The 12,960-nt window shown below is 52.6% G+C and carries 11 protein-coding genes and 1 pseudogene; 5 read left to right on the top strand and 7 right to left on the bottom strand.

Features of this window, described 5'->3' with window-relative positions:
- The first annotated feature begins 307 nt into the window (after nt 1-307).
- From ACWYRJ_RS18945 to yciH, 4 genes are all read left to right on the top strand, one after another.
- Entirely contained in the window at nt 308-616 is a 309-nt protein-coding gene (locus ACWYRJ_RS18945; RefSeq protein WP_127731295.1) for a LapA family protein, read from the top strand.
- Between the two features lie 6 nt (nt 617-622).
- On the top strand, nt 623-1,792 hold the full coding sequence (lapB, locus tag ACWYRJ_RS18940) for a lipopolysaccharide assembly protein LapB (RefSeq protein WP_455508424.1): 1,170 nt from the start codon (nt 623-625) through the stop codon (nt 1,790-1,792).
- 186 nt (nt 1,793-1,978) lie between these two features.
- Nucleotides 1,979-2,716 (top strand): orotidine-5'-phosphate decarboxylase, encoded by a 738-nt coding sequence (gene pyrF, locus ACWYRJ_RS18935; protein WP_023335943.1) that lies wholly within the window; start codon nt 1,979-1,981, stop codon nt 2,714-2,716.
- Nucleotides 2,716-3,042 (top strand): stress response translation initiation inhibitor YciH, encoded by a 327-nt coding sequence (yciH, locus tag ACWYRJ_RS18930; RefSeq protein WP_149367042.1) that lies wholly within the window; start codon nt 2,716-2,718, stop codon nt 3,040-3,042. The genes pyrF and yciH overlap by 1 nt, the downstream gene beginning before the upstream one ends.
- Before the next feature lie 105 nt (nt 3,043-3,147).
- Here the strand turns inward: yciH and osmB are convergent, their stop codons facing one another.
- The 3 genes from osmB to ACWYRJ_RS18915 form a co-directional block, all read right to left on the bottom strand.
- Nucleotides 3,148-3,366: an osmotically-inducible lipoprotein OsmB gene (gene osmB / locus ACWYRJ_RS18925; protein WP_008501216.1), complete on the bottom strand. Its 219-nt coding sequence runs from the start codon at nt 3,364-3,366 to the stop codon at nt 3,148-3,150.
- 263 nt (nt 3,367-3,629) lie between these two features.
- Entirely contained in the window at nt 3,630-4,382 is a 753-nt protein-coding gene (gene yciT, locus ACWYRJ_RS18920; RefSeq protein ID WP_111965954.1) for a DNA-binding transcriptional regulator YciT, read from the bottom strand.
- A gap of 43 nt (nt 4,383-4,425) precedes the next feature.
- Nucleotides 4,426-4,608: a YciZ family protein gene (locus ACWYRJ_RS18915; RefSeq protein ID WP_111965955.1), complete on the bottom strand. Its 183-nt coding sequence runs from the start codon at nt 4,606-4,608 to the stop codon at nt 4,426-4,428.
- A gap of 193 nt (nt 4,609-4,801) precedes the next feature.
- On the opposite strand from ACWYRJ_RS18915, the gene ACWYRJ_RS18910 reads away from it, so the two are divergent.
- Nucleotides 4,802-5,671 carry a crotonase/enoyl-CoA hydratase family protein gene (locus tag ACWYRJ_RS18910; RefSeq protein WP_111965956.1) on the top strand — a complete coding sequence of 290 codons (870 nt, stop codon included), beginning with the start codon at nt 4,802-4,804 and terminating at the stop codon, nt 5,669-5,671.
- Here ACWYRJ_RS18910 and pdeR read toward each other — a convergent pair.
- The 4 genes and pseudogenes from pdeR to fabI form a co-directional block, all read right to left on the bottom strand.
- Nucleotides 5,668-7,658, bottom strand: a pseudogene (pdeR, locus tag ACWYRJ_RS18905) (cyclic di-GMP phosphodiesterase). The gene ACWYRJ_RS18910 and the pseudogene pdeR overlap by 4 nt on opposite strands.
- Nucleotides 7,659-7,980: 322 nt before the next feature.
- Entirely contained in the window at nt 7,981-9,915 is a 1,935-nt protein-coding gene (locus ACWYRJ_RS18900) for an exoribonuclease II (RefSeq protein ID WP_455508423.1), read from the bottom strand.
- A gap of 88 nt (nt 9,916-10,003) precedes the next feature.
- Complete coding sequence (locus ACWYRJ_RS18895) at nt 10,004-10,990, bottom strand: CMD domain-containing protein (RefSeq protein ID WP_249576664.1); 987 nt, start codon at nt 10,988-10,990, stop codon at nt 10,004-10,006.
- A 154-nt stretch (nt 10,991-11,144) separates the two neighbouring features.
- A complete protein-coding gene (fabI, locus tag ACWYRJ_RS18890; protein ID WP_003856831.1) occupies nt 11,145-11,933 on the bottom strand; it encodes an enoyl-ACP reductase FabI in 789 nt (262 codons plus the stop codon).
- Nucleotides 11,934-12,960: the final 1,027 nt, after the last annotated feature.

The raw sequence follows: 12,960 nt of genomic DNA, 5'->3' as shown, positions 1-12,960 counted from the left end.
TGGCCCTGGTACGAGCGCTGAACAAAATGACGAAAGCAGGTATGCCTGAAAGCGTGCGTATTGCCTGAAAACACAACCCGCTACGGGGGAGACTTACCCGAAATCTGATTTATTCAACAAAGCCCAGAAATAGCCGAAAGGGACCAAACCGACGCCTGACGGTTGATATTCCGTATTTTGCCCATAGATCCATGACCTGCGCGTCACTTTTTCCGTTTCGCGCTCGTCGCTAAAATGGTAGTTTATAAGGCTGATTGCGGTGAATTGAACACACTTTATTCGCTTGAACCACATAACGGGAAGTAATGTGAAATATTTACTCATTTTCTTACTGGTATTGGCGATTTTTGTCATTTCAGTCACGTTGGGTGCACAAAACGATCAGCAGGTGACGTTTAACTATCTGCTGGCTCAGGGTGAGTATCGCGTCTCGAGCCTGCTGGCGGTCTTATTTGCTGCCGGCTTTGCCATTGGCTGGCTGGTTTGCGGTCTGTTCTGGCTGAAAGTCCGTGTTTCGCTTGCGCGCGCTGAACGTAAAATTAAGCGACTTGAAAATAACATTGCCCCAGCGTCTGACATCCCGGGAAGCTCTGGCGTGCCGGTCGTGAAGGAATAATCGACTATGCTGGAGTTGTTGTTTCTGCTTTTGCCTGTAGCCGCAGCCTATGGCTGGTATATGGGCCGCAGAAGTGCGCAACAAACAAAACAGGATGAGGCCAATCGGCTCTCCCGCGACTATGTTGCGGGGGTAAACTTCCTCCTGAGCAATCAGCAGGACAAAGCGGTAGACCTGTTCCTCGATATGCTGAAAGAGGATACCGGGACGGTTGAAGCGCATCTCACCCTGGGAAACCTGTTTCGCTCGCGCGGCGAGGTTGACCGCGCCATTCGTATTCACCAGACGCTGATGGAAAGCGCCTCTCTGACCTACGATCAACGTCTACTTGCAGTGCAACAGCTGGGGCGGGATTACATGGCCGCGGGGTTATACGATCGCGCTGAAGATATGTTCTCCCAGCTTGTGGATGAAACAGAGTTCCGCATCGGCGCGCTGCAGCAGCTCCTGCAGATTTATCAGGCCACCAGCGACTGGCAGAAAGCCATTGATACGGCTGAACGTCTGGTGAAGCTGGGGAAAGATAAGCAGCGCGTTGAGATAGCCCATTTCTACTGTGAGCTTGCGCTTCAGCAGATGGGCAATGACGACATGGACAAAGCCATGGCGTTACTGAAGAAAGGTGCCGCCGCGGATCGCAACAGCGCGCGAATCTCCATCATGATGGGGCGTGTCTTTATGGCGAATGGCGACTACGCCAAAGCCGTTGAAAGCCTGCTGCGGGTGATTGACCAGGACAAAGAGCTGGTCAGTGAAACGCTGGAAATGCTGCAAACCTGCTATCAGCAGCTGGATAAGCAGGAAGAGTGGGTAGCATTCCTGCGTCGCTGCGTGGAAGAGAACACCGGCGCCACCGCTGAACTGATGCTCTCAGACGTCGTTGAACAGTATGAAGGAAGCGACACCGCGCAGGTTTACATTACGCGTCAGCTGCAGCGTCATCCGACCATGCGGGTCTTCCATAAGCTGATGGATTACCACCTTAACGACGCGGAAGAAGGGCGCGCCAAAGAGAGCCTGATGGTGCTGCGCGACATGGTTGGCGAGCAGGTGCGTAGCAAGCCACGCTATCGTTGTCAGAAGTGTGGTTTTACCGCGTATACGCTCTATTGGCACTGTCCTTCCTGCCGCGCCTGGTCCACTATCAAGCCAATCCGTGGCCTGGACGGGCAGTAATTTTTTTAAAAGCCTTCATTTTAGTTACAACATACTGATGGTATTTAACGGTTTCTCAACACCGTGCGGTTTGCTGGCCTGTCAGGGAAATAAATGGATTCTGTCAATTTGCGACGACGGCAGGTAGAATGCTGGCCGTTTATCTGTTCCGCGCCGCTGCGCGCCCATAGACGAAAAGGGCTGGTCATGACGTCTGTTACATCCTCCACTTCCCGAGTAATTACGGATTCTCCTGTTGTTGTTGCGCTTGATTACAATAAGCGTGACGCTGCACTCGCGTTTGTCGACGGCATTGACCCTCGCGACTGCCGTCTGAAAGTTGGCAAAGAGATGTTCACGCTGTTTGGACCGCAAATCGTTCGCGATCTGCAGCAGCGCGGTTTTGACGTTTTCCTCGATCTGAAATTCCATGATATCCCGAATACCACGGCGCACGCGGTTGCCGCAGCCGCAGAACTGGGTGTATGGATGGTTAATGTCCATGCGTCAGGTGGGGCAAGAATGATGACCGCTGCCCGTGAGGCGCTCCTGCCGTTCGGTAAAGATGCACCGTTGCTGATTGCGGTCACCGTGCTGACCAGTATGGACGAAAACGATTTACGCGACCTGGGAGTGACGTTGTCACCCGCCGAGCATGCCGAACGTCTCGCGCGGCTGACCCAGCATTGCGGCCTGGATGGCGTCGTCTGCTCCGCGCAGGAAGCGGTACGTTTCAAATCAGCGCTGGGCAAGGATTTTAAACTGGTCACGCCGGGTATCCGTCCTGCAGGCAGCGACGTGGGCGATCAGCGCCGCATTATGACGCCTGAGCAGGCGCTGGCTGCAGGCGTTGACTACATGGTCATTGGGCGTCCGGTGACGCAGTCTGCAAACCCGGCTGAGACGCTTAAGGCTATTAACGCATCGCTGAAGAAGGGGGCGTAATGACCGATTCCAACAGCCGCCTGGTCTATTCAACCGATAGCGGGCGTATTGACGAACCGAAAGCGAAAGTGGAACGTCCAAAGGGGGACGGCATCGTTCGGATCCAGCGCCAGACCAGTGGACGAAAAGGAAAAGGGGTTTGTCTAATCTCCGGCATTGACCTTGATGATGCTGAACTGACAGCGCTGGCCGCCGAACTTAAAAAGAAATGTGGCTGCGGCGGTGCCGTGAAAGACGGCATTATTGAAATACAGGGTGATAAACGTGATTTAATTAAAACTCTGCTGGAAGCCAAAGGTATGAAAGTCAAACTGGCAGGCGGCTAAAATAAATGAGCCACGGCAAATGCCGTGGCTCGTGTTATATACGTGCGTATGTCAGACCTGAAATGCGTTTAAATATCGCATTACCGGGGAAGGCTTGGATAGTTATTATTTGCCAACCTGGTGACCGATAATACCACCGACGGCAGCGCCACCTAATGTACCCAGCGTACTACCATCCGTTAATACTGCACCACCGAGAGCACCGGCACCGGCACCAATAGCGGTGTTACGGTCGCGTTTAGACCAGTTAGAGCACGCGCTCAGGGACATTGCTACAGTGATTGCCAGAACAGCGGCGGCTAATTTTTTGCTGGTTAAGGTCATAATACTTTCTCCTGAATTATCGATTCACGGAAAGATGTGCGCATTAAGTATAGACGAATCGAATACTTAATTCTTTTTCCCGTGAAAGCTGGTCGCGCAGGCGTTACTTCATCACGCAGGTGATAGTCACTTCCTGTTATATCGCTAACAGTAATTTTACGACTTTAATGCAGGTTAAACAGGTAAAAACTCTTAAAGTAGGGTTAAGAATCATCTCAGAGAAAGAAGGGCGTATGCGCCCGAAGTTCGGGCGCGGAGGGGAGTCAGGCGCTGGTTTTAATAATATTGACGATCAGACCACTGTCTTCCAGTTTAATACGGTGCGCGTCGCTCAACCGCTCGTCGGTAATCACGCGGCTAAAGCGTGAAACGGGGCCCATCGTGTAAGGGTGAACGGCGCCAAATTTAGAGCTGTCAGTGAGCACAATGGCTTCACACTCTTTTTCCAGCACCGCATTCACCACGTCAGAGCGCATCATATCCCGACCGGTAAAACCTGTCTCTGGTTGCCAGCCGTCAATCCCGATAAATGCCTTGCTGAAATGAACCTGCTGGACATACTGACGGGTCAGCGGGCCTACCATGCTTTCGCTTTTTTTCTGGTAAATTCCGCCGAGCAGTATCACCTCGCAGCGCGTCTCTTTGAGCAAATGCGCGATATAGCTGCTGACGGTGATAATGGTCACGTCTTTTTGATCGGCAAGCGTGCGCGCCAGAAGGGCATTACTGCTGCCGTTTTCAATAAAGACGGTCTCGCCGTTGTTCACCAGGGACGCGGCAAATTCCGCCAGTTCACGTTTGAGCGCGTAGTTGTTCATCATGCGCGTCTCAACGTCATCACTGTCCAGCGGGACAGCATATCCGTGCGCACGACGCAGATAGCTCTGTTTTTCCAGCAGATTAAGATCCTGACGGATGGTGACTTCAGAAACGCCAGTGGTTTTAGCGAGATCGACTACGCTTACGCGTCCCTGATCGATGACCATCTGCAAAATGAGTTGTTGTCGGGAATTCATAGCATCCATTTAATAAAGCGAAACGAGGTCGGAGACAGTGGGGTTAAACTTCCCACGGCGCTTTTGGCTGTCCGTTTTCAGGCGTATTGTCAGCGCCATTCTGAGCGAGAAGTTCAGACTTCAGGATCTCGAGATTACGGATAGCAGAGTGATAATCGCCTGCCACCAGGATATCCAGCACGGTATCAATTCGTTGTGCTACAGCTTGTGCGTCAATAGTCGACATAATCTCACTCCAGGCGCGAAAAGTTAATATTTTCAATGATGCAGAAATTAGGGTCAAAAGAGAAGGGAAAAAATGCAATAACTAAATTACATAAACGTAAGTGATAAATTTATTCCCCCTCATGCAGCAGGCTTAATGAGTGGATTAGTCTAAAACTGCGCGCAAGGCGCTTTTTTATAAGAGGAATTAGACTATGACAGTTATCAATCAGCCTACCTGTACACTGTTTACCGATACTGAACGGTTCACTCAGCTGTCGGGTTATTACGAGGCGGAGCGTCACACCGTCTGGATGATGCTGCGGGCTCAGCCGCGACCTTGCTTTAACCATGCGTTAATTGAGGAGATCATGAACTTTTCATGGCTGGTTCGCCAGTCTGGTTTTGCGGTTGATTTTTGGGTAACCGGATCGCTGGTTCCGGAGATGTACAATGTGGGCGGTGACTTACAGTTCTTCGTCGAGTGCATTCAGAACGGACGTCGGGAAGCGTTGCGGGCGTACGCGCGCGCCTGCGTTGATTGCGTCCATGCGGCCTCACGGGGGTTTGATACGGGAGCCATCACTCTGGCAATGGTCGAAGGCAGTGCTCTAGGAGGCGGTTTTGAGGCCGCTCTGGCGCACCATTTCGCCCTGGCTCAGCGCGATGCCCGTTTAGGTTTCCCAGAGATTGCCTTCAATCTGTTTCCGGGCATGGGGGGATATTCCCTGGTCGCACGCCGTTCGGGCATGAAGCTGGCGGAAGAACTCATATACAAAGGGGAATCCCATACGGCTGAATGGTACGAACAGCATGGGCTGGTGGATGTTCTGTTTGAACCCGGACAAAGCTATGTCTCCACCCGAACTTTCATCGATACGCTGCGGCCAAAACTGAACGGCGTAAGGGCGATGCTGCGCGCCCGTACCCGCGTTCTACAATTGCCTCGCAGTGAACTGATGGACATAACCGAAGACTGGGTGGATGCTGCTTTCTGCCTGGAGCCGAAAGATATCGCCTACATGGAGCGTCTGGTCACGCTGCAAAACCGCCATCATGCGGCGGGTCTGCGTAAAGCCAGTTAACGTTGATTTCGCGCTTGATATCGTTTTAGCCATCGCTCGAATGCGGCAGCGGGCATAGGCTTAGCAAACAGAAAACCCTGCCGTTCGTTGACGCCGTTCTTGGTCAGAAAGGCGTCTTCTTTTGCATTTTCCACACCTTCGGCAATCACCTGAAGATTTAACGCCTGCGCCACCGCGACGATAGCGCGCACCAGTGACTGTGAAATGGACTGCTTATGAATGTCCCTGACAAAGGATTGATCGAGTTTAATGGCGTCGATAGGGAAGCGGGCGAGCTGCGAAAGAGAAGAGTAGCCGGTGCCAAAATCATCCAGATGAATTTGCGCCCCGAGTCTGCTGAACTGCTGGATCACGGACAGCGCCAGCTCTTCGTTCTCGATAAGACAGCTTTCGGTCAACTCAACGTCGACAGGGCAGTATTCAAAATTCAGATCCTTCAGCGCCTGCTTTAAGTCGCTGAAGATAGTCTGGTCGGCCAGCTGTCGTGCAGAGACGTTCACCGCCACGCGCAGGTTAATTCCCTTATCGCGCCATTTCGCCACCTGGCGAACCACATCAAGCATCACCCAGCGGCCCAGCGGCACAATCAGCCCCGACTCCTCGGCATAAGAGATAAACTCCAGCGGCGGGATCAGGCCGCGTTCTGGTGATTGCCAGCGGACCAGTGCTTCAAGGCTTCTGACTTCCCCACGCCAGGTTATTTTGGGCTGATAGTGAATTAGAAGCTGATCGTTATCCAGAGCTTTACGCAGGTTGGTATCGAGCCAGAGATACTCAAATACGCGCTGGTTCATCTCGGATGAGAAGACGCAGAACTTGCCCCGGCCGTTCTCTTTGGCGGTGTACATGGCGGTATCGGCGTTACGAATGACGCTTTCCCGGTCGCTACCATGCTGCGGGGCGAGGCGATACCCAGAGAGCAGCCGGTATAAATCTCAATCAGACCGATTCGGAACGGCTGGCGCAGACGGGTTAAAATGCGCGACGCCATCGCCTCCAGAGAGCCCTGTGAGGTATTGGTGGCCATGACGATAAACTCATCACCGCCCAGTCGCGCCAGCACCTGTTCCTCATCCAGACAGCTCAAAATGGCGAGGGCGACAGCCTGTAACAGCTGATCGCCAAACATATGCCCGTAAGCGTCGTTGACCTTTTTAAAGTTATCCAGATCGAGATACACCACGCCTACCTGCGTGTCGCCGCGGTTGACGATGGCGTCAGAAATCAGATCGTGGATCGCATTGCGGTTTGGCAAGCCGGTGATGGTATCGGTATTGGCCAGCACGCGCAGCCGCTCCTGAGCGCGGCGTTCCTCGGTAATATCTGTCCCGGAACAGATAAGGAAAATTTCATTTTTACCGCTGCCGCTGTGAACGAATTTGTTTCTGAACAGAAACAGCCGCTGCCCTTTACGCGTTTTGATCCAGCGTTCGACTTCGTAGGAGCTGCCGTTGCGAAAAAAACCGGTAATATTGCGCTTTGAAGCGGCCGCTTCGCTGCGGCTCATAAACAGCTTAAACACGTTCTGGCCAATCACCTCTTGCTCTTTCAGGCCGGTATACTCTTCGCTAAGCCGGTTAAAACGCTGGATATTGCCGTGCCGATCGAGAATAACAATGACGGAGTTGGCCTCAGAGACAACCTGTTCCGCAAAAGAGAGCCCTTGAGCCAGATCGCGTGCCACGGAGGGCGTATCGTTCCAGGCGGAAGCGGTTCCGGCCCACTCGTTACGGGTAATTTTACGACCCACAAGATGAACCGGGACATCTTCTCCGTACAGGGAGAGCGACATGGAAATGCTGGAGGTAATAACGGTTAAATGACGGATGAGATCGGCCTGTTCATCGTCCAGCGCCACGACCTGAGTGACATCGGCATTTTCGCTGGTGGAAAGGTGCAGAGCGTTGCTGTCAGCTGATAAGCGCCACCACGGGCTGTGAGTCCCCATGTAGCGAAACAGCAAATTCTGCTCCAGATCGTCCATCATGTTTTCTCCCGCAGCTGTTCATTAGCGCACAAATTATTCATTTGTTGTCGACTTTTCCGTTGAGAAACAGCGGCAAAACCGAAGTGAACCTGTTGTTTTTCCCTGCTTTCTTATAATAAAACGAGTCAGGTTAAAAAGGATACTGAGCGTATAAAAATTCATGCAACCGAATATAACAACACTCTTTTACTGTAGATAATTATGGCGGTTTTAGGCGAAGGGATACTGAAAATAGTAAGGAAAAATAATGATTTTGTGGCGAGGATTAAAATAAAAATTGTCGGCCCTTCCGAAACGAAAAGACCGACAATGTAAGCGGTTATCAGGCGACAGGACGCGCGATAATACTGCGGGTTTCCATGCGAACTTCGGCGATATTAACGTCAATCACGTCGGTGACTTTGTAAACTGTTTCACCTTTAATTTGCACGGTACCGTTTTCCTGACTACAGACCATTTCGTCGCGAACCGCATGCAGGAATGGCGCAGGAATAAACGCGACAGCGCCGTTATCGACCAGACGGACGCGCATCCCCCCACGGCTGATATCGATGATCTCTGCGGCAAAACGGGTATCCGTACCTGCTTTATCCTGCAGGAAGCGTGCGTACAGCCAGTCCCCGACGTCACGTTCCGCCATGCGGTTCAGACGGCGACGATCGGCCATCTGCTGCGTGGTGTCCTCCTCAGGACGGGCAATGGTTTCACCTTTGATAATCGCTTTCAGCAGACGGTGGTTAACCATATCGCCATACTTACGGATCGGCGATGTCCAGGTGGCGTAAGCTTCAAGGCCAAGACCAAAGTGCGGCCCAGGCTCGGTGCTGATTTCAGCGAAGGACTGGAAGCGACGAATGCGGCTGTCCAGGAAACCTGACGGCTGCGCGTCCAGTTCGCGGCGAAGCTTGCAGAAGCCCGGCAACGTGAGCACTTCTTCCGGATCAACGTGCACATCGTGATTCTTCAGCAGTGCCGCCAGCGCTTCGGTATTCGCCGGGTCAAACCCGGTGTGAACGTTGTAAATGCCAAAGCCCAGTTTGTCGCGCAGCACGCGTGCGGCACAGATGTTGGCGGAAATCATCGCCTCTTCAACGATGCGGTTTGCAATGCGTCGCGGTTCGGCCACGATGTCCAGCACTTCGCCTTTCTCGCCCAGAACAAAGCGATAATCCGGGCGGTCTTTGAACACCAGCGCGTGAGTTTTACGCCACTCGCCGCGGTTGAGACAGATGCGATGCAGCAGACGGATCTGCGCGGCAATGGCGTCTGATTCAGGTTTCCAGCTACCGGTATTTTCCAGCCAGTCTGAGACGTTATCGTAGGCAAGCTTGGCTTTCGATTCGATAGTGGCGGCGAAGAACTCGATATCGTCTTCAATCGCGCCATCTGCGGCGATAGTCATGCGGCAGGCAAGGACCGGGCGCACTTCATTTGGACGCAGCGAGCAGAGATCGTCTGACAATTCGCGCGGCAGCATCGGAATATTGAAGCCCGGCAGGTAGTTGGTGAACGCACGGATTTTCGCCGCGTCATCCAGCTTGCTGCCTTCGGCAATCCAGGCGGTGGGATCGGCAATGGCAACGGTCAGGTGCAGTTTGCCATCGGCGCTCTCTTCAGCGTACAGCGCGTCATCCATATCTTCTGTGCTGGCGCTGTCGATGGTGACAAACTCCAGAGCGGTGAGATCTCGACGGGTCAGACCCTCATCCTGCATCTCGGTTGCCACGCCGTTCGGCGCTTCTTTTTCAAGATTGTGGCGTGCCAGCGTGACCCACCATGGTACGAAATGGTCGGCGCCAAAGGTGATGAACTGGGTCAGTTCAGCATAAAAACCACGATCGCCTTTCAGAGGATGACGGCGCATTTCTGCTACGGCCCAGTCACCTTCTTTAAAATCGTGCTCAACGCCACGGGCGGCGCGGCAGGGAATAGCATCTTTCAGCAGGGGATGATCCGGCAAGATAGAAATACGATCGTCTTTTCTCTGTACCTTACCCACAAAACGGGTCAGGAACGGTTCGATCAGTTCTTCCGGCTCGGCAGACTCGCGGTCCTTCTCGGTATGAATGACGGCCATGACGCGATCGCCATGCATCACTTTCTTCATCTGCGGAGGCGGAATGAAGTAGCTTTTCTGCGCGTCAACCTCAAGGAAGCCAAAGCCCTTTTCCGTGGCTTTTACGACCCCTTCTGCACGCGGCGTCTGGGAATGCAGTTGCTGTTTAAGCTGCGCTAGCAGCGGGTTGTCCTGAAACATAATGTTCTATTTTCGTAGCCATTGAGCGGCTGACAGTTTTACGCGATTCTCACTGTCTCAGCAAGCGGTCTTTGGGTAATGAGTGTGGTTATTCCTCTTTACCAAACGCGACTTTCAGACGATTAAGCCAGCCATCAAACGCACTCCGGGTAAGCAGCTTGATGGCTTGTTCGCCCGTGAGCCCTTGATCCGTGATCGGGGTAAACTGCGCGGCGCTGAAGCGGTCCGGAGAGCGTGTCAGCAGTTCGAGCGCCGCTGAAAGTGAGGTGGACGTCAGCAGGATCTCTTCGCGAGTGTTTAACAGGATTTCGCCGGTCAGATCGAGCAGCGTCGGCTCATGACAAAGAACCGGCGTCAACGCCTCAAGCGCGGGTTCAGCCTGCCAGCGGGACAAGGACTCAAGCTGATGCGCATTCGCATAGCGCAGCTCAACGACAGGTAAAAGCGGCGTCCACGCATCGTGGCTCGCGGGGAGCGTGTGCGGCTGAATATGATGTCCCGGCAACCAGCGAACAGGATGTCCCAGCAGGGCCTGAAAAATTGCGACCACGCGCGCCTGAAAACCGATAAAGCCGATAATCTGGTTAATTACCACGATGTCGTACGTGGACAGGCCCACCTCGTCAAGCTGGTTGCGGGCTTTATCATCGATCACATCAGGAGAGCTGGAAAGCTGGCGGGCATACTGCGTAATTTGCGCCAGACGTCGGTTGCTTTCGCGCGAGGAGTCCGGGCCGGGAAGCGGAGCGAGGAGGGCGGCATAGTGGTTACAGAGCCGCTGAACGCCGCAGGCCTGTGCGACGGTTAGCGCGGTACTGAGCCGATCGTAGGCGCTGAGCGTATGCAGGCGGTTCACGGGAATCGAGAGCGGAAACAGCTGGTGGCATAAGGCTCTGGCAGGAGCAAGCCAGCCAGAACAGGCGGCGACAATCTCATCAGGCAAGGCTAAATCGAGCAAAAAACGATCGTCGACGTTAGCGGCTTCGGGCACCAGGGGCAGAACATCCGTCTGCGCGTGGTTTGACTGGGTCTCGTGATACCAGTGGCCTTTGCCGGAAAAACGGCGTTGTTCCATGTGCGTTCCTTGATCTCAAAATGGCGATCAATATCCTGGCGTAAGGCAGATAAAGGGAAAAATATTGTTAGGTGATAACAAATAGCAGAACGGAATAACGAAGGGGTGACGCGGGGGGAAATACTCTCTTCCCGTGCGGGAAGAGAGTCACAGCTTATTTAATTTCCAGCTCGTTCATTGCAGCGATGTTGAAGCCGCCGTCAACGTGAACCACTTCGCCGGAAATACCCGCGGAAAGATCAGAGCACAGGAATGCTGCAGAGTTACCCACATCTTCAATGGTAACAGTACGACGAATCGGGGTAACCGCTTCGCAGTGAGCCAGCATTTTACGGAAATCTTTAATACCGGAAGCTGCCAGGGTGCGGATAGGACCTGCAGAGATGGCGTTAACGCGAACACCTTCAGGACCCATTGCGTTCGCCATGTAGCGTACGTTCGCTTCCAGAGATGCTTTCGCCAGACCCATAACGTTGTAGTTAGGGATAGCACGTTCAGCGCCAAGGTAGGACAGAGTCAGAAGAGCTGCGCCCGGGTTCAGCATCGCACGGCAGGATTTTGCCATCGCAACGAAGCTGTAGGAGCTGATGTCGTGAGCGATTTTGAAGCCATCACGGGTAACCGCGTTCACGTAGTCGCCGTCCAGCTGGTCGCCAGGAGCGAAGCCGATGGAGTGAACAAAACCGTCGAATTTCGGCCATGCTTTTGCCAGTTCAGCAAACATCCCGTCGATGCTTTCGTCTTGTGCAACGTCACATTCCAGAACAATGCTGGAACCCAGCTGCGCGGCAAACTCTTCAACACGGCCTTTCAGCTTGTCGTTCTGGTAGGTGAACGCCAGCTCGGCGCCTTCGCGATGCATTGCCTGAGCGATGCCGTATGCGATGGACAGTTTGCTGGCAACGCCAGTCACCAGAATGCGCTTACCGGAAAGAAAACCCATAGCTTTAATCCTTATATTCATTGCTTATTTTGCCATGTAATTCATAGCGTTACAGGCGGTATTTCAAAATCATTCGAAATTAGCTCGAAATTATAGCCCACTCACAGCCCCTTGTGTCACGATATTTCTCGCACTTCTCGCGAGTCGTATGCCCGGGCGAACTCATCATCACGTTGTGTCGCATCTAGCCGGACAGACAAACGCGAAGCTCATGGAGGGCGGTGGGGCATTTCCCTGAGTAGCCCCGTAGCTTTGCGTGCCGTGGCAAAGTGAGTAGTAATATTGGCTGCTGGAATTCTAGCCTGTATGTTGTAGTAAAAAAGGCTGTAAGCACCAGCATCCGTCCAGTATATCATTGGGCTTTAGATTCGCCTCATCCAACCAGAGGGAAAGCGTGGCCAATTCTGATGTGTTTCACGAACAGCAGACCATCACCTCCTCATTAGGGACTCTACGTAATAGTCATCTCTGGTGTATTGATTGGGGGTAACGGCGCGCTACATTTGTTAAGTATTTGTTTTGCTCCTGAATCAGCGAATAACATAATGTCTATTTATAAACAAATTTCGCCCTGTCATTAACGTACATGAACGTATATTCTCGGCGGGTCTATGGGCCATTATATTTTAGTCCCTTCAGGTATAAATTTTGTTTGCAGGTGACGGGTGAACTCCTTTCAGCATCAATAAGATGCAGGGAAACATTTTATCTTAATATTGTGTTGCTCACGAAGTGATTTTAGCAGAAATACAGTGTTCATTTTAAGGCCGGGTAAGATCAATATTTGATACATAGCAGCAATATAACGGGTATCTCCTTATTTCCGGCGCTAAAAACAGTATGACGAATAAATGATGTGGCCTAGTATATTTGTATCGCAATGATTTTTAAAGTGTATAAGGGGCTTTGTTGAATAAATCAGATTTCGGGTAAGTCTCCCCCGTAGCGGGTTGTGTTTTCAGGCAATACGCACGCTTTCAGGCATACCTGCTTTCGTCATTTTGTTCAGCGCTCGTACCAGGGCCAT

The sequence above is a fragment of the Enterobacter sp. genome (genome assembly GCF_977039595.1).
The sequence above is the reverse complement of the archived record's forward strand: the minus strand, read 5'-3'. Positions and strand labels throughout refer to the sequence as shown.